Origin of the sequence: Arenibacter arenosicollis (assembly GCF_014397245.1) — a bacterium.
GTDB classification, from domain to species: domain Bacteria; phylum Bacteroidota; class Bacteroidia; order Flavobacteriales; family Flavobacteriaceae; genus Arenibacter; species Arenibacter arenosicollis.
Map to the genome: position 1 here is coordinate 85,237 of NZ_JACLHY010000004.1, position 19,264 is coordinate 104,500.

The 19,264-nt window shown below is 38.7% G+C and carries 11 protein-coding genes and 1 riboswitch; of the genes, 1 reads left to right on the top strand and 10 read right to left on the bottom strand.

Annotated features, from left to right (window positions below; translation table 11 throughout):
* Positions 1-21 precede the first annotated feature (21 nt).
* From thrA to H4O18_RS06315, 5 genes are all read right to left on the bottom strand, one after another.
* Positions 22-3,408, bottom strand: a complete 3,387-nt coding sequence (gene thrA, locus H4O18_RS06295) for a bifunctional aspartate kinase/homoserine dehydrogenase I (protein WP_187582539.1) — start codon at positions 3,406-3,408, stop codon at positions 22-24.
* A gap of 143 nt (positions 3,409-3,551) precedes the next feature.
* Entirely contained in the window at positions 3,552-4,844 is a 1,293-nt protein-coding gene (locus tag H4O18_RS06300) for an O-acetylhomoserine aminocarboxypropyltransferase/cysteine synthase family protein (RefSeq protein WP_187582541.1), read from the bottom strand.
* A gap of 159 nt (positions 4,845-5,003) precedes the next feature.
* A riboswitch (SAM riboswitch) is annotated at positions 5,004-5,111 on the bottom strand.
* Positions 5,112-5,186: 75 nt separating this feature from the next.
* Positions 5,187-6,443, bottom strand: coding sequence for a methionine adenosyltransferase (metK, locus tag H4O18_RS06305; RefSeq protein ID WP_187582543.1), 1,257 nt, complete (start codon positions 6,441-6,443; stop codon positions 5,187-5,189).
* A 247-nt stretch (positions 6,444-6,690) separates the two neighbouring features.
* Complete coding sequence (locus H4O18_RS06310) at positions 6,691-9,378, bottom strand: TonB-dependent receptor (RefSeq protein WP_187582545.1); 2,688 nt, start codon at positions 9,376-9,378, stop codon at positions 6,691-6,693.
* Positions 9,379-9,433: 55 nt separating this feature from the next.
* Complete coding sequence (locus tag H4O18_RS06315) at positions 9,434-10,282, bottom strand: GLPGLI family protein (protein ID WP_187582547.1); 849 nt, start codon at positions 10,280-10,282, stop codon at positions 9,434-9,436.
* 199 nt (positions 10,283-10,481) lie between these two features.
* Between H4O18_RS06315 and H4O18_RS06320 the strand changes: the two genes are divergently transcribed.
* Entirely contained in the window at positions 10,482-11,096 is a 615-nt protein-coding gene (locus H4O18_RS06320) for a deoxynucleoside kinase (RefSeq protein ID WP_187582549.1), read from the top strand.
* 79 nt (positions 11,097-11,175) lie between these two features.
* Here the strand turns inward: H4O18_RS06320 and H4O18_RS06325 are convergent, their stop codons facing one another.
* From H4O18_RS06325 to H4O18_RS06345, 5 genes are all read right to left on the bottom strand, one after another.
* Entirely contained in the window at positions 11,176-12,195 is a 1,020-nt protein-coding gene (locus H4O18_RS06325) for an App1 family protein phosphatidate phosphatase (protein ID WP_187582551.1), read from the bottom strand.
* An 18-nt stretch (positions 12,196-12,213) separates the two neighbouring features.
* Positions 12,214-13,464, bottom strand: coding sequence for an MgtC/SapB family protein (locus H4O18_RS06330; protein WP_187582553.1), 1,251 nt, complete (start codon positions 13,462-13,464; stop codon positions 12,214-12,216).
* An 85-nt stretch (positions 13,465-13,549) separates the two neighbouring features.
* Positions 13,550-15,964 (bottom strand): sodium-translocating pyrophosphatase, encoded by a 2,415-nt coding sequence (locus H4O18_RS06335; protein ID WP_187582555.1) that lies wholly within the window; start codon positions 15,962-15,964, stop codon positions 13,550-13,552.
* A gap of 114 nt (positions 15,965-16,078) precedes the next feature.
* The gene (locus tag H4O18_RS06340) at positions 16,079-16,609 is read right to left on the bottom strand and encodes an inorganic diphosphatase (RefSeq protein ID WP_187582557.1); all 531 of its coding nucleotides are present in this window, start codon (positions 16,607-16,609) and stop codon (positions 16,079-16,081) included.
* A gap of 69 nt (positions 16,610-16,678) precedes the next feature.
* Positions 16,679-19,174, bottom strand: a complete 2,496-nt coding sequence (locus H4O18_RS06345; RefSeq protein WP_187582559.1) for a DUF5686 family protein — start codon at positions 19,172-19,174, stop codon at positions 16,679-16,681.
* Positions 19,175-19,264: the final 90 nt, after the last annotated feature.

Genomic DNA, 19,264 nt, shown 5'->3' on the forward strand with positions numbered 1-19,264 from the left:
CGGAGTCGAAGCCACGAGAATTTATCCCTTTTCCGCTATCCTCAAAATATCCCCAAAAACACCTCTGGCCGTTACTGCTGCGCCCGCACCTGCTCCTTGTATAACAAGCGGATGTTGACCGTAGGATTCCGTATATATTTCAATAATGGAATCGGACCCTTTTATTTGTCCAAGGGCACTCTCTTTGGGAACAGAGATTAATTTAACCTCCAATTTCCCCTTTTCTTTTTGCAGATCCCCTGATAGGTCACCCACATAACGGAGTACATGACCGGGCTTTTGAGCCTTCTTTATACTGCTAAATTTTTCATCCAAAATATTCAATTGTTCCAAAAAGCCTTTTACATCACCATCCTGAAGCGACTCCGGAATTAAATTTTCAATTTGTATATCCGAAAACTCATTGCTAAGATCCAGTTCCCTGGCCAAAATCAATAATTTTCTTCCCACATCATTACCGGAAAGATCCTCACGCGGATCCGGTTCGGTATACCCCAGTTCCATCGCTTCCTTTAAAATCACTGAAAATAAGGCATCCTTTTCTGAAAAGGTATTGAAAATATAACTCAAAGACCCCGAGAAAACCCCTTTTATCCTAGTAATATTCTCTCCAGAAAGATGCAACAACTTAATAGTATCTATCAAGGGTAATCCAGCGCCCACATTGGTCTCGTACAAATATTGCTTTTGATGTTTGGCTAGTTCCTCCCTAAGTAACTGATAATAATCAAAACGCAGGGTATTGGCAATCTTATTGGATGAAACCAAATCAAAACCGTTATCCACAAAATCAAAATACGATGCTACAAAGTCCTCATTGGCCGTATTGTCGACCGCAATAAGGTTCTCCAGATGATTATCCTTGGCAAACTTGAAAATATCGTTTAATTTATAAGGAACTGCCTTGGTATCCATGGAAGTTTTCCAATTTTTGGAAATACCATTCTTGCTCAATAAGACCTTTTTAGAATTGGCTACCGCAAAAACATTGATATTAATTCCTTTTCTTTTTTCTATAGTCTTGTTGGACTTAAGAATTTGATCAATAAGGGTACCGCCCACATTGCCATGTCCAAAAATGGCAAGATTCACTTTTTTACTTATCCCAAAAATCTGCCCATGCACCACGTTAAGTGCCTTGTGCAGATCCGATTTTTTAACGACCAAACTTACGTTCTTGCCCGAAATAGTATTGTTAAACAACAAGGGAACAACCTGATTCTTTATAAGGGCATTGAAGGGCTTATGGAATGTGCTAAGATCCTGGCCAACAATGGATATAACGGACACTTGATCCACCACAGTAATATTATTTATATCCTGTAGTTTAAAATCGGTTTGAAATTCCTCCTCCAATGATGTTTTTGCCAAATTGGCATTTTTGGCATCGACTACCAAACCAATCCCTCTTTCCGAAGACCCCTGGGAAATAATACTTACACTTATATTATTATTACCCATTGTCCTAAAAATACGCGCATCTACACCAACCTTGCCCAATAACCCGCGACCTTCCAAATTGATCAGTGCCATATTCTCTATGACCGATAAGGATTTTATTCCCTCTTTACTGGTTTTGGCGCTTATTAGGGTACCTTCATTATCGTTATTGAAGGTATTTAAAATACGCAGTGGAATATTCTTTTCAATTAATGGAATAATTGTCTTTGCATGCAAAATATTGGTTCCGAAATTCGCCAACTCGTTGGCTTCACTATAGGAAAGTTCAGAGATTCTTTTTGCCTCGGTCACCAAATCCGGATTAGCCGTAAAAATACCGTCTACATGGGTGTAGTTCTGCAATTCTTCGGCATTTAGGTAATTGGCCAATAAGGCAGCCGAGTAATTGCTCCCATTTCTACCCAATGTGGTGGTTTCATTAAGCTCATTGGAGGCAATAAAGCCAGTGGTAACCGCTACGGCATCCAAATCCAATTTCCCGAACTCACTTTTCACATTTTCCTTGGACAAAGTCTCCAAAACTTTTGCATCGCCAAAATTGGAATCCGTTTTAATGAGCTGTCTGGAGTCTATAAATTTTGCATTGACTCCTTTCCCTATAAGTAATTTGGTTACCAATTTTGCCGAGAGCAATTCTCCATATGCCAAAACCTGATCCTTAATTTTAGGGCTATAATCCCCTAACAAAGCCACCCCTTCGAACAATTTCACCAATCCCCTAAATTCTTCAGAGAGATTGACATTGCCATAGGCATGCTGTTGATATTTTTCAAATTCCTCAAAATCCTTTACATAATCCAACCCCTTGGCTGCCTTGTCCAACATGGCTTCCAATTCATCGGTAGCTTTATTCCTGGCGGATACCACTACCGCAATATTTTCACCCTTCTCCACCTTATCAGTAACAATCCGCAACACTGTATCCAGTCCTTCACCATTGGCCAAAGACTTACCGCCGAATTTTAAGACCTTCACCTTTTTAGATCTTCCGTTACGGTCAAAAACTCCCTTTAATAGCTCCTCCATTTGATTGAATTCGATCAAAAAGGCATCGTGCCCGTGAAGGGAATGAATTTCACCATAGGTTACATTACTATTGGCTTGGGCCAGTTTTTTAAAGGTATCCTTATTTTCCTGGGCCGTAAAAAAAAGATCGGAATCCACCCCAATGATATGGATATTGGTATCGCTATTTTGAAGATTAATAAATGCCTCTTCCCCTTCCCTGTTGATATCAATGGTCTTTAACAATTGATTCATTAATTTATAGGCAGACAATTGAAAACGCTCCTGTAACTTCTTTCCATGATGTGTCAACCAACTCTCTACATTGAAGACTTTCAATTCCTCATTGGTGCTTCTTTTGAAACGCTCTTTAAAGGATTCCGGTGTCCTGTAACATAGCATAGCATGCATACGCGCATCATGTACAGGCTGTTTGGAATTCACCAAAAACTGCTCCTGTATCTGACAGTTGGCAATAAGCCAATCTGTTGATTTCCAATCGGATGCCACTGGAATAAGATGCTCGGTTAAATGGGGATTCAAAGCCGCCATTTCCCAAGCAATACCGCCTCCCAAGGAACCGCCGATAAGGGCATAAACCTTACTTATTTTTAAGGCCTCCAATCCTAATAGAAAAATTTTGGCAATGTCCTTGGCTACAAAATCCTTATAATTTTCTATAACAAATCCATCATATCCATTTCCAGGAATATTAAAGGAAAGAATGGTGTATTTCTTAGTATCAATACATTTACCATCCCCGATCAATGTTGTCCACCATCCATTCTCTCCAGCCACATCGGAATTACCTGTAAGGGCGTGGTTCACCAGAATAATTGGTGCGGAATGCAGGGGAAGTCCAAAGACTTCGTAGGACAAATTAATATCCAAGGTTTTGCCGCTATAGGTAACGTATTTATTAACTGAAAGATGATGTAACATAAGTTGTTTGAACTAATAATTATTCTTGAAAGAACACGGTCATTGATTTTATAATAATATGGGAGTGGAGAAATTAGTATCTAATATTTCAAGGCACTCCCACATCACTTTATCAATGATTATAAAAGGAAATAAAATATTTTTTATGCTAAAACAGATTTATCAATGGTTGAAAATGCCTGCACCAAATCTGCCTTTATATCCTCGATATCCTCCAAACCTACACAAAGGCGTATCAAATCTTTTGTAACTCCAGTTGTTTGTTGGGCATTATCATCCAATTGTTGGTGGGTGGTACTTGCTGGATGGATAATTAAAGATTTGGTATCCCCTATGTTGGCCAACAAAGAAAATAACTTGGTTTCGTCAACAACTTTTTTAGCCGACTCGTATCCTCCTTTAACACCAAAGGTCACAATTCCACTTTGACCGTTTGGAAGGTATTTTTTGGCCAAGGCATAGTAAGGACTTGTTTGTAGGCCAGGGTAATTTACCCATGCCACTTCTTTTCTATCCTGTAACCATTTTGCCAATTCCAATGCATTTTCACTGTGCTTCTTGATACGCAGTTCCAATGTTTCCAAACCTTGGATAATCTGAAAGGCATTAAACGGACTCAAGGCTGCACCAAGATCTCGTAAACCTTCTATTCTAACTTTTGCAATAAAGGCTGCAGCTCCCAAGGCATCGTGATAAACCAATCCGTGATATCCGGCGGATGGCTCGGTAAATTCCGGAAATTTCCCACTACTCCAATCAAATGTACCGGCATCTACAATAACACCTCCCATGGAAGTACCATTTCCGTTTATATATTTTGTAAGCGAATGGATTACAATATTTGCTCCGTGTTCAATAGGTTTTACCAAGGCACTTGTAGCCACCGTATTATCCACAATGAAAGGAATTTTTGCCTTTTTCGCTACTCCGGATATCGCTTTTAGGTCAAGTACATCCAATTTTGGATTCCCTAAAGATTCCACAAAAATGGCTCTTGTATTTTCCTGAATGGCATTGGTAAAATTATCTTCGTCCCCTGGCTCAACAAAAGTGGTCGTAATACCCAATCTAGGTAAAGTCACTGCCAACAAATTATAAGTACCTCCGTAAAGACTACTGGAAGCTACAATATGATCCCCAGTTTTCAACAAAACCAATAAGGCTGTTGAAATGGCCGCCGTACCAGAAGCTGTAACTACACTGGCAAGACCACCTTCCAAAGCTGCCAAACGCTGCTCTAGAATATCATTTGTTGGGTTGTTAAGCCTGGTATAAATAAATCCAGGTTCTGATAAATTAAAAAGATTGGCCGCATGGTCAGAATTATTGAAGACGTAGGCGGTATTCTGATAAATGGGCACAGCCCTGGTTCCTGCCGTTGATTTTGTGTCATGTCCTGCATGCAAAGCATTTGTTGAAAATTTTTGAGTACTCATGATTTCTTGTTTTTTTTATATTATTAAAATAGATAAAATAAAAAGCCAAAACAAATAATGCGGACAATGCAATATTATAAAATCAAAAAGTTAAAAAGAAAATCAATTACAGAAGTAACCGTTAGCGTTATCTGCCATGGATACTGCAAAAAAATCCAATTTTCATTGGAGCAGTATTTAGGTAGAATTTAGCACCTTCTTTAATAAATGATCAAAGGGTTGCTAAGGCTTCAAAGGGTCTATTCCCTCCACCTTTCTTGATAACAATTCAATAAGTGTTTGAACTTTAGGTTTGCAAATATAGGTATGGAAAATTCTTTTTTCCTAATCTTTTCAAAAAAATTATAAATCGAAAGCTTGTTTCACCAAATCAACGGCATCCAATTTCTCCCAAGTAAATAATTCCACTTCTTTTTCTACACGTCCATTATAAGGTGATTCGAAAATCTTGACCTTGGTTATTGGCTCCTTGCCCATATGTCCGTAGGCTGCAGTTTCCAAATAAATTGGATTTCTGAGTTTTAATCTTTCCTCGATGGCAAATGGACGCATATCAAACAATTGCGCAACTTTTTTTGCGATCTCACCGTCACTTAAACCAACTTTGGAAGTCCCGTAAGTATCCACAAATATTGAGGTTGGTTCCACAACACCAATGGCGTAACTTACCTGCACCAACATTTCATCGGCAACACCGGCAGCCACAAGATTCTTGGCGGCATGTCTTGCCGCATAAGCTGCACTGCGATCCACTTTACTGGGGTCTTTTCCACTGAAGGCACCGCCACCATGGGCTCCTTTACCCCCGTAGGTATCCACGATAATCTTCCTTCCGGTTAAACCTGTATCGCCATGGGGACCACCAATTACAAATTTCCCTGTGGGGTTTATATGATATTTTATAGTATCGTTGAATAGCTTTTGTATATTCTCCGGTAATTGCTCCTTCACCCTAGGGATTAGAATAGAGATAATATCCTTTTTAATTTTTGCCAACATTAATTCATCGTCCTTATCAAACTCATCATGTTGGGTAGAGACTACAATGGTGTCTATACGTTGTGGCACATTATCATCGGAATATTCTATAGTCACCTGTGCCTTGGCATCCGGTCTAAGATAGGATATAGCATCGCCTACCCTTCTCAAATCTGCCAAAACCTGTAATATTTTGTGGGAAATATCCAGCGCCAACGGCATATAATTGTCCGTCTCCTTAGTTGCATAGCCAAACATCATACCTTGATCACCCGCACCTTGTTCTTCCTTTGAACCACGATCTACCCCTTGGTTGATCTCTTTGGACTGCTCATGGATCAACGAAATTACACCGCAAGAATCTCCACTAAATTTATAATCTCCATTGGTATAACCTATCTTGTTGATGACGTCGCGCGCTATTTGCTGAACGTCAAGATAGGTGTGGCTCTTAACCTCACCGGCCAAAACCACTTGACCCGTGGTCACCAAAGTTTCACAAGCCACCTTACTTTCCGAGTCAAATGCTAAAAAATTATCCAATAACGCGTCACTAATTTGATCCGCTATCTTATCTGGATGCCCTTCACTAACCGATTCCGAAGTAAATAAATATGCCATAAATCCTTTCTAAATAAAAAATTAATAAGAATTTGACGAAGCATACTAAAGAAGAGTGGATGTTATTGCTCGTATAGAGCATAAACACCATAAACTGCTTTAGCATTTTGTTATGCCGAACCTATTTCAGCACTTGAGGTTGCAATCAGTCAAATCTTTCCTCGATATTTTCGGCTACAAAAGTACAAGAATTCTTGACGTATCTAAAAATGTTTAACAACTATTTTAAAATTGAGGCTGATTCAACCTATAAATCATACTTTACAGTAAACAAGACATACCTTGGTTGAATAAAATAAGACGAAGTGGTGAAATACAACTCATTGGTACTATCCCTATTCAGCGTTGACGTATCCAAAAGATTAGTGCCCTTAATTCCAAATTCCCATGGACTATCTTTTTTCTGATAGGATAGATTGCCTTCCAAAAAACTATAGGTATTATCAATGGTATTTTCCTTGTCCCTATAATTATAGTAATCATAATCCAAGGTAAATATGAAACTTTTAAGAAAGGAGGCATCAAACTTGGCGAAAGGTCGGTCAGTGTAATAAGTGGTTTCCCGGCCTCCGTTATCATAATTATTTACAGAATACCTATACCCCAACTCCAAATTAGGGGCATTTCTAAAATTGGTTGCTAAGGAAGACGTATAGTTTTGTGTAAAGGATTCCGATTTTCTTGGTTCCAGATCAACAATATTATTAGTGGTAGACCATGAAACATTTGCCCCCACAGACGCCTTTATTTTTCCAAAAGTTCGTTGATACCTACCATTGCCACTTAGGGATTCATCTTCCAGATTTGAATTTATGGTGGTACCTATCCTATTTATTCCAATAATTTCCGAGGAACTTTTAAGGGCATCTATCCGCTTCGTATAAGTAACATTACCGAATATGTTGGTAAAATTAAACATATTGAAACTAAAGAAATTCAAGGATAAATTATGGTTTAAAGCGCTTTCCAAGTCCCTATTTCCGGAATAAACCGAATTATAGTTGTTGAGGACATATGCTTCGGCGAAATTATTGATATCCGTAAAAGATCTTGAAACCCTATAATTAAATCGAATGTTTTCCGATTTTTTTAGTTGTGCGTTGATGTAAAGATCGGGCAATAAGGCCGTTAGATTATCCTTCACCGTAGTTCCCAACTGAGTGTTCTTAGCTCCATACTGATGTAATGTAGCCCCCGGATTAAAGGTGAAAATCCCTGCAATTACCTTGTAATGAAAACCCAAATACAGATCAGAAATAGTATAGGTTACATCGTTGTTATATTCGCTATCTACAAAATTCAATGGCGTCCCTCCATCCAATATTTGAAAAATACCGGAATTGAAATTCTGATGACTCTGTGTAGTTCCCAGAGTAAAATTTAAATTACTCTTTTGGCCCGTAACCCAATAATAATCCAACTTCGCATCCACTTTATTGGTTATTGTATTTTTGTCTTGATTAAGGTTATAGATACTCTGATCTTCATCTACCGGGAAAATATCGGTAAAGGCAAAATTATCCCTTATAGCATTGTAAAATGGATCTTCATCCTGATAAATATGTTGGGCCTCAAAAGCAATAATATTTTTTGAATTTAAAGAAGTGTAATAAATATTGGCATTTTGATTTACAGAAATAGGCTTTTGCCTCTTAGTTTCCGTAATTTCATCTGTAATGGTAGAAATAGAAATAACATTCTCAATCTCATCATCGTTAGACTGTTTCAAGAGTATGTCGTAATCAAATTGAAACCTATCATTAGGCTTGTACATTGAACTAAATTTTGCCAATCCCAAATGAGCGGTTTGATCTGTTGATGTTGGGGCATCTTCCGTTTCGTTGGAGGAGATATAAACCCTTCTTGTTTGGTTTTCCATTAGGGTCCCGGTATAGGAATAAATACCAAAGCCGCTCAAGTCCCAATTTTCTTTTGGGGAATAACTAAAATTTACAGCGGCAAACTTGGTGTTTATGTTTTTTGCCCTATTGTTCTGAAGGCTGGAAAGTCCTAAGCCATCTCCACCAATATCTATAGAACTTCCACTTGAGCTACCTAAATTTCTAAATCCACCGGTAAAACTCTGGTAATCCCTTCTATTAAAAGGAGCTTCCCCAATATTATTGAGATCCGTAATAATATTTATACTGTAATCGGGACTGTAATAAAACAGTTTTGGATGTGCCAAATAACTATCATTGGTACCATAGCCTGCCGTTATTTCCCCGAACCAAAATCTCTTCTTTCCTTCCTTGAGTTTAATATTTAGGGCCACATTGTCCGTATCATTGGTAAGGCCCTTCATTTGGGTTACCTCATTAAAGTTTCTCAGTACCTCTATTTTATCCAGTGCATTGGCCGGAATATTCTCTGCCGCCAACTTGGAATCCCCGTCAAAAAAATCTTTGCCCTCTACCATTACCTTGGTAACTCTTTTACCTTCCACCTCTATTTGCCCATCATCATTAATTTCGACCCCGGGCAAATTGGCCAGCACATCCTTTAGCTTCTTTTCGGTACCGGTCACAAAAGAATCCGTGTCATACACTATGGTATCGCCCTTGACCGATATAGGCATCTCATACGTTACCTCAACCTCGTCCAATTGATTGGTTTGCTCGTAAAGAACAATGTCTTTGTTAACATCGCTTGTAGGTGCCGTAAAGGAGAATTCCTCCGCCTTGAAGCCCAAATAGCTTACGCGAACATTAAAATTTGCACCCGCTTTTAAACTTAATTTATAGAGTCCACTATGGTTTGTTATACCGTAAGATTCCAGCGCCTTGGTTTCCGTATTTATGGCAATAACATTAGCCATATCAATTCCCACACCTATTGAATCCTTAACTGTTCCCGTTAGTGTAATTTCTTGACCAAAAGCTGTTGTAAAAGCAAAAATAGCTACTAGTACGGAATAAACATTCTTATTGTACATCTATAAAAAAAATTAAAATATCCAAATTATTGACTATAACTAAAAGCAGTTAAAACTATGGCCTGCCACCTCCGCCACCTCTATTACCTCCGCCTCCGCCACCACGACGAAAATTCTCCCTCATTTCGGCCATCTTATCTTTGGAAATTTTATCATATTCCTCCTGGGTAACCGTCTTGCCCTTATTTGGTGCCTTTATCTCTTTCTTCTCTGTTGGGTTGAGCACCAGTTTTGTACAAAGTATAACCGTAACATCATCACTAACCTCCAAAATTAGGCCCGGTAGCCCCCAATATTCCCCAGGACCTTGATTTACCGGGACATCCGGGGTATACCAAGCTGTGACCTCGATTTCCTTTTTTGTAAATTCGGATTCCTTATTTTCATCATTCTCCCCTCCCCTACGAAAAATTGCCCGCATATTGGGCCTTTTAATAGTTTTGGTTGCAGTGGCCTTAAAGGCGGTATAATTACCGATCTGCTTTGACTCCCCTCCAAGTTTCCATTCCAATTTTGGCAATGTATCATCGACCAGAAAAATCTTTCCGAAAAGTTCATTTTTAACCAAATATCTGCCTTCCTTCACATCCTTATAATAATCTCCTCCGGCTCCGCTCAACGCACCAAATCGCCTACCACCCCTGTCGTTGCCAGGCTGTTCCAATCTTTCCTCCTCCTTATAGATCGATGCGGATTTATCAAAGGTTAAAATATAGGTCCGCTCATTGGCCTCCTTCATTCTTTGCATTATTTCCTTTTTTCTATCCTCTGGTATTTGCCTTCCGCCAAAATCCATATTGACAGTAGTCTTACTAAAATAGGTAGCCTCGCCCTGAAAATCCTGGGCATAAATTCCGAATTGGGATGCCATTAGCATCAAGGCGAATAAATAGAAACTTTTCATTATTTTACATTTTGTATCACGCTTAAGACTTCAATTATATGTTTTGGTTTAATCCGAAAACCAATAAAAAAAACAATTATCCCTTCCAATAAGTTTTTTATCGGATAATCTATCAAAGATTTTAACATGCACACGATATCTTGTATATTGTACCACTTAATTATAAGTGCGCATAACACTAACCATAATTACACAATCTATGCATATCGCCGTTGCAGGAAATATTGGGGCTGGCAAAACCACCTTGACAAGATTATTATCCAAACATTACCAATGGGAAGCCCAATTTGAAGATGTAGTTGACAATCCATATCTGGACGACTTTTACAATCAAATGGAAAGATGGAGCTTTAATCTCCAGATTTACTTTTTAAATAATAGATATAGACAAATATTACAGATCAGAAAAAGTGGCAAGGACACTATTCAAGATCGTACCATCTACGAGGATGCACATATTTTTGCGCCAAACCTCCATGCCATGGGTTTAATGACAAATAGGGATTTTAACAATTATACCAGTCTTTTTGAATTAATGGAAACATTGGTACAACCACCAGATCTATTAATTTATTTAAGAAGTTCCATTCCCAATTTGGTAAATCAAATTCACAAACGCGGACGTGAATATGAGAATAGCATTTCCATAGACTATTTAAGTAGATTGAACGAGCGATATGAGGCATGGGCCCAAAGTTATGAGAAGGGCAATCTCTTGGTCATTGATGTTGATAAACTTAATTTTGTTGACGAACCTGAAGATTTAGGATTGGTAATCAATAAAATAGACGCCGAGATCAACGGCTTATTTTAAACCAGAACACTGTTCCTCTACATTAGGAATAAATATTTGGTGAATGTACAAGTAGGTACTTCTTAAAAAGAAAAAAAGCTTATTTCATAATCAATCCATTTGCCTTGGCATGTTCTATGGCTTGATCACTATCCTCGACCAACAGTACGGGAATGGCCTTATATTCCGTGAACAGCCCCCTTACCCGTAACATTTTCTTTTTATGCCTAACACTACGCAAATAAACGGCCTTGATCCTATCCGGAAACATTTTGGCGATTTCCAAATAGATATCGGCATCTTTCTCCCCACTATCTCCAATAAGCACAAAGGAAAGTGTTGGATAGGTTTTTAGAATATTTAAAATTTCATTGATTTTATGTGGACGATCGTCCGGCCCTTTTAGTTTATTTCTTTTGAAAAATGCACTAAGGCTTCGCAGTAAAATGGGGCCTTTTGGAAAATTATTATTCCTTAAAAAAAATTCCAGATAAAGATATAAATTCCATGGACTGTTACTTACATAAAAAATAGGGTTCGATTTTTCTCCTGAAGCCCCCCTATGCAGCAAGTGATAAAATTCTGGCGCCCCGGCCAAAGGAATCCTTCTTTCGGGGGTTTTTAAGAAGGTGTTGTACAAAACCCGCCATTTTAATAAGGACACCATGCCAGTTTGCAAAATAGTATCATCAATATCACTTATAACCCCAAAATCTGAATCCGAAGAAGGAACCAACATTTCCCCGGGAAATCGGTTTTCAAGTTGAATGGTTCTTTTAATGGATTCCTCGGCATAGGAAACTTCAAAAGCCAACCACCCTTCCTCATTACACATAGATTCCAGATCGGTTTTACCCAAGGACAGCAAAAAATAGCCTTCACCATCTGTTTTAAACTCATGAACATCACCATTGGGAAGCTTCAATTTTAAAGCACAATTCCCAATAACATCTGTCTCGAAACGTTTCCAGGAATTAATTAAAAGGTGGATAAAATTCTTTTTTGTAAGATCTATATTTTCATCCTCAAGGGCTCGCCCCTTAACGTATAATTGTGCATTGGAGCCATAGGTTTGGAATACAATAATCTGTAAGGGGTCTCGGCGTCTAAATAATCCCATCGCTTAAAAGTATAAATTCTATGGCCATAACCAAATTAATAATATCCCTGCGATAATGGCAATTCCGAAAGAAATTGCAATCCATCGCCCTAATTGTTTACTTCCCAGTACCCCTGCCATAACCCCTTTAAAAGCCAAATTGGACATTGAGGCCAGAAGGATAAGCCGCCAGCCTGTGTTTGCGTTCAATGATTCGGTTTTAATAAGTTGTGATAAGGAAAGGGTAATGGCATCCACATCCGTTAATCCACTAATGATGGCCACTAGATATAAAGCCTCGTTGCCCAATTCCTCCTTGGCAAAAGCAACAGCTAACAAAATAGCACCATATAGCAACCCAAAGATCAATGCACTTTTAAACTGCGCAGGATTATCGGGCTCCGGCATCCTATCATTTGAAGAATCTTTATTTATACTGTAAAACATGCCCACACAAATTAGGGCCATGACCACAAATTCGATTATTAAGGGCAGTAGCATTTCCGGAATTTTCTCAGGTACCACTACACTCACCTCCACCATTACCCTTGCCAAGGCAATTGCCGAGGCAGTTGTAATTACAAAGGCCGCCATTTTGCTAATGGACAACGTATCTGCCGTTTTTCGGGCATAACTAACAGTGGTAGCCGTACTACTGATCAAACCACCTAAAACACCATTGGAAATAATCCCAACTTTCTTCCCTACGAACTTATATATAAAATACCCAAGGACACTCAGCCCTACTATAAGGGTTATCATTAGCCATATGTTCCGTGGATTAAGTACCTCATATGGCCCATATGTTTTATTCGGTAGAATGGGTAGCACAACCAATGAGATTCCAGCAAAGGTCATTATGGCCGCAAGATCCTTTTCCTGAAGTTTATCTATAAATCCATGCAGTCTTTCCTTAACATAAAGAAGCACCGCCATGGAAGTACCTATTATTACCCCCAATATCCTGTCGCCCATTACCAAATAAGCTCCTATGGCAAACATCATCAAGGCGGCAACTTCCGTAGTTTGTCCAATGTCCGGGTCAGTAAATGCCTTTATTTTAATTAAATTGGCGGCAACCAAAAGGCTAGTTATAGCTAATCCAAGTACAGGTAAGATAAACGGATTTTGATAATCCCTACTCAAGAATCCGGCCAATACGCCCAAAACAGCAATTAGGGTAAATGTTCTTACCCCCGCCATTTCGCTATGGGCTTTTTGTCGTTGCAGGCCTACCAACAATCCCAATCCAAAAGCAATGCCCAATGTAGTTAAATCGTGATAATCCATATGCCTTAATAAATTAACAACTAAAAAAGTAAAAACCCCGTTAAACGGGGTTTTTAAGATAATACCAAAAAATAAGTTTTACAACTTACTTATTAATCTCTACTTTTTCTATTACTACTTTTCTATCATTATTATCTGATTTTACTGTAGTATTCTCAAAAGCTTCCAATTGGGCCTTTACTTCTTCGGCTGTTCCTTTAAAAGTTTTCTCTTCTTTTGTTGTCTCACCATTTACAGTTGTAGAATAGGTAATAACGGCTTGTGCCAATTCAGGAGTTTTTACAGTCATTTCAATCTGCACTTCCTGCTCTGCCATACCTGTCTCAGCGTGACCTCCCAATATTGGGGCAATTACCAATCCAATTAAACAGGTAAGTTTAATAAGAATGTTCATTGAAGGACCAGAAGTATCCTTAAATGGATCACCAACCGTATCTCCAGTTACCGCCGCTTTATGGGCATCCGAGCCCTTATAGGTCATTTCTCCATTAATTTCTACACCTGCCTCAAAAGATTTCTTAGCGTTATCCCATGCACCACCAGCGTTATTTTGAAAAATAGCCCAAAGAACACCTGATACCGTAACCCCAGCCATATAACCGCCAAGCATTTCGGCAATCAATTGATTGTCACTACCATAAACCAATTTCCCCAAAAGTACAATCGCAATAGGGAAGCCAATGGTCAGAATTCCTGGCAACATCATTTCACGTAAGGCTGCTTTGGTTGAAATATCAACACACTTTGCATAATCTGGTTTCCCAGTGCCTTCCATAATTCCCGGAATTTCCTTGAATTGTCTACGCACTTCGTACACCATATCCATAGCCGCTTTACCAACCGAATTCATGGCCAAGGCGGAGAAAACCACCGGAATCATACCACCTACGAACAACATGGCCAAAACTGGCGCTTTAAAAATGTTAATTCCGTCGATACCTGTAAAGGTTACATAAGCTGCAAATAACGCCAAAGAAGTCAAAGCTGCGGAGGCAATGGCAAATCCTTTTCCTGTAGCCGCCGTGGTATTCCCAACGGAATCCAATATATCTGTACGCTCCCTTACAATAGGATCTTGCTCACTCATTTCTGCAATACCACCGGCATTATCAGAAATAGGTCCAAAAGCATCAATAGCCAATTGCATGGCTGTAGTAGCCATCATCGCAGAAGCGGCCAATGCCACCCCATAAAAACCTGCCAAGGCATAGGAAGACCAAATTGCAGCTGCGAAAATTAGAACAGTAGGGAATGTAGAAATCATCCCAGTAGCCAAACCGGCAATAACATTGGTTCCGGCACCAGTACTTGATTTTTGCACAATGGCCATAACCGGCTTTGTACCCAAACCTGTATAATATTCAGTAACCGAGGAAATAACCCCACCTACAACCAAACCAATAACGGTTGCATAAAACACCCTTATGGAAGATATATCTTTTAAACCTTCACCAAAAAACTCCATTTGCATGGTTTCTGGCAACATGTATTTTACCAATACAAAGCAGGCAATCAATGTTAAACCAATAGAAACCCAGTTTCCTATATTCAAAGCACCCTGCACTTCTTTTTCCTTGGCTTCGTTGTTTTTTATTTTAACCAACATAGTACCTATAATGGAAAAAATTATTCCAAAGCCAGCAATGGCCATAGGCAATAAAATTGGTCCAATACCACCAAAGGCATCTTGAATGGCACCACCCATATCCTTAATAACATAATTCCCAAGTACCATAGCCGCCAAAACGGTAGCTACGTACGAACCAAATAAATCCGCACCCATACCTGCAACATCCCCAACATTGTCCCCAACGTTATCTGCAATAGTAGCCGGGTTACGTGGGTCATCCTCTGGAATACCTGCCTCAACCTTACCAACCAAATCCGCACCTACATCTGCCGCCTTGGTATAGATACCTCCACCAACTCTTGCGAACAAGGCAATAGATTCAGCACCAAGGGAAAAACCGGCCAATGTTTCAAGTACAATTGTCATGTCCTCTGTAGATGTCCAAGTACCGTTCATAAAAAATTGAAACAATAATATAAAGGCGGCAGTTAAACCCAAAACGGCCAAACCAGCAACCCCAAGTCCCATGACAGTTCCACCACCAAAAGACACTTTTAATGCTTGTGGCAAACTGGTACGGGCAGCCTGTGTTGTTCTAACATTTGTTTTTGTAGCTATTTTCATTCCCATATTCCCTGCCAATGCAGAAAAGAATGCACCAAAAACAAAAGCTACTACAATAAGAATATGCGTAGTAGGTACTATAAAGGAAATTGCAGCCAATGCAACACTGGCCCCTATAACGAAGATGGTCAATAATTTATATTCTGCTTTAAGAAAAGCCAAGGCCCCTTCATAGATATAATCTGAAATTTCTTTCATTTTTCCATCCCCGGCATTTTGTTTTAATACCCAAGACCTTTTTACCGCCATAAAAGCAAGACCTACCAATGCCATAATTATTGGCAAGTAAATAATTATTGATTCCATTTGTTTGATTATTTGTTTGATTATTTGAGGGGCAAAAGTAGTAAAATATGGGAGAATAAAAAAAGCAATATTACTTCCATAATATTGCTTTTTAACTTTTTAAAAAATTAAGGATTAATACTTTATACTCACATCCTGTTTTGGCACATCGCTATCCTTAAACCTTTGGATACATTTAGCGACAATTTCCTTCGCTTCTTTTTGCTCTCCCCATCCACCAACATCAACTTTTTTCTTCTCCAAATCCTTATAAACCTTAAAGAAATGTTCTATTTCCTTTATTAAATGCGGATTTAATTCATTTAAATCATTGATCTTGTTCCAGACTGGATCTGATACGGGCACGCATATCACCTTTTCATCCGGACCTTTTTCATCGGTCATATGAAAGACACCAATTGGCTTAACTTCCATGACACACCCAGGAAATGTTGCTTCCGTCACCAAAACAAGCACATCCAATGGATCCCCATCCAGGGCGAGAGTTTCCGGAACAAAGCCATAGTCTGCGGGATACATCATGGACGAAAAAATCATCCTATCGTATCTTATCTTCTTTAAGGCAAAATCGTATTCATACTTATTTCTACTCCCTTTTGGTATTTCGATCAATACATCGAACGACGTAAATTCTTCACTGCTCATATGGTTATCTTTAATCTTATAATTTTCTAAAATAACAAATTAATGTCAGGTAACGGTCAACTAAGTACATTAGAAATGAAATCCGAAGGACCCGGTTACCCCAAAAGGCCTTGCTCCAGGGTTATCCAAATAATTCCCCCTAAAGTTAAAATCTATCCTTAGAAACTTGAATATGTTGCCGACCCCAACGGAATACTCCCAATAAATCTTATCATTTGGAGCTAACAACGGAATATTTGCCGGGGCACTCAAGGCTTTATTTCCGTCCGAAAGTTCACCCCAAACGCCCCTTAATCCAACTATCTCCCTTAAATTCCAATTTCTCATAAAGGGAATCCTGGAGAGAAACCTACCGTTAAAATTGTGTTCCAAATGGGCCGATACATAGGTATCGGTTACAAATTCGTAAAAATCAAGATTTGAAAAGGTATTATATACAGAGAAAAAGGTCTGGTTTCCAGGGATGGCATTAAGCAATCCCAATGGCACCTCTCCATAAGTCTTACCAATCTCCACCGTACTTAGCAACCTTCCAAGACCTCCAACCTGCCATGGCTGGGTGTAGCTAAATTGCACCTTTTTAAAATCGAAATCACTATCCATGAAGTTTTTAATTCCATTGGTATAGGACAAAAACAAGGTACTGTAGTTATCGTTCACATCCCTTCTTTCCACCCCATTGCCTATTGTCCTCTTTCCCGGAGTGTATATCAGAACAGTAGAAAGATCAAATTGATTTATTTCAGAGGAAATACCTGTGGGCGATGAAGGATCTATATAATCCAGATTAAAGGCATTTGGCAAGGCAGAACTAAGTGTCCTGTACGATCCTCCTACCCCAATCCTTAAATTAGTGACAGGTTCCAGCTCCAAGTTAAAAGTACTTAAATCTATGCTGGTAAGTCTATCATTGGAACCCACAGTTAACACGGATGAAGAGGCAATACTTCTGCCCAACACATCATTAGTAGCCGTTAAACTTATCCCCAGTTGCTCTATATCCCTTCGTTTGCCACCGGATATAATGAACCTGGATTTCTTATCCACCAACCATTTTCCGGAAATTCCATACTTAAATTTATCGTCCCCAAAACCATAGGCAACGTACCCTTGTAGCCGCCAAGGGTCATTTTGTCCAAAATAGGTTCTTGCCCCTGCCCTAAGACGTACTCCTTCAGCTTCATTGTAACCAAAAACACTATATACATCCCCTAGATCTAAATTCCATTTATCAATTTCTACATAACCAGAGCCCAGTATGCTCACTATATTATAATAGCTTTTAAATTTGGGAACCGTTTTTAAGGTATCCAACAATTTGTAGATTCCCTTTTCATCAGCATTTAAGGACTCCAACCTATTGGTTGCCCAGAAGTCATCTTCCTTATTTAGGACCAGAGGGTCAAAAGGATCTGTCTTGGCCCTGTAAAACTCATTGGGTTTTGGCTGATCAAATTTATAGTCCCCATAGACCGTAGTCCTCTTACCATATACCCCTCTTGAATTTTCTTTTTTATTAAAACTAAAATCCGATAACATATAATCCCGGGTCAAAAGAAAAACGGAATCGTTGACCACATCAAACTCTTGTTCAATATAAATCTCCTTTACCCAGTTAATATTGGCACTTTTGGTCACGGCCAAATTTATATTCTTCACCGCATAGGTAGTATCATTTACCCAAAAGTTCCCTTTAAATGTTAATTCATTCTTTCTTCGCGGATAGTAGATAATATTATAACACCATTTATTATCTATATAGGCACTATCGGCCAAGACATAATTATAGGTATCCACCCCTGTTTTGGACAAGGGACTGGTAAAACTCTTATCGAAAAATTTTAAATAATTATTATAAATGTCATAATCGGAATACAAATCCGCTATAAATGCAATTATTGCCTGATTATTGTTAAAGCCAGAATTCTTGCTTCCAAGCACATCTTCTTTGACAGCACCCGTTTCATTATTGCCATATACCTTCGCAAAGGTTTCATTCAAAAAAATAGGTAAATAGGTCTTCCCGGTTATCCTTGAAGTATCCAAATCATTAAAAACAAATTCCAATCCCCTAAAAACCTTACTTTTCATTAAGGCACTATCTATAGTATTCAGGTCAAACTCAATTTTTTCGTATTTATCATACTGAAATTGCCTGAACATATGAACCCCGTTTTTACGCTTTTTGGCCCATATTTTTTTAAGGATATCTATGGCTGGATTATTTTTCTTATCAGTTTTCCCCACATAGACCACCACTTCGTCCAACTGTTCACTGGACTCCACCAAAACAATATTCATATTATAAGTGACTTTGGAGGTAAGTGTAATTTCTTTGGTCTCATAACCAATAAAAGACACCAATAAGGTAGTGTAAATATTATCTGATTCCATATAGAATCTACCATTGTCATTGGTAATAGTTCCTTCTGAAGAATCTTTGAACAAAACGTTGGCAAAGGAAACAGGCTCACCAGCCTCATCCAACACTATACCACCAACCTTGGTCTGTGACAGGGAGAGTTGAGCTATAAACAAAAAAAAGATTAAGAAGATTCTTGTCATTTTCTAATGTAAAAGGACTTATGAAAAAATTGCACCATTCCTTTAAAGTATGGAATCAAACCTATAGACGTATCCTAAAGGTTATTCTTA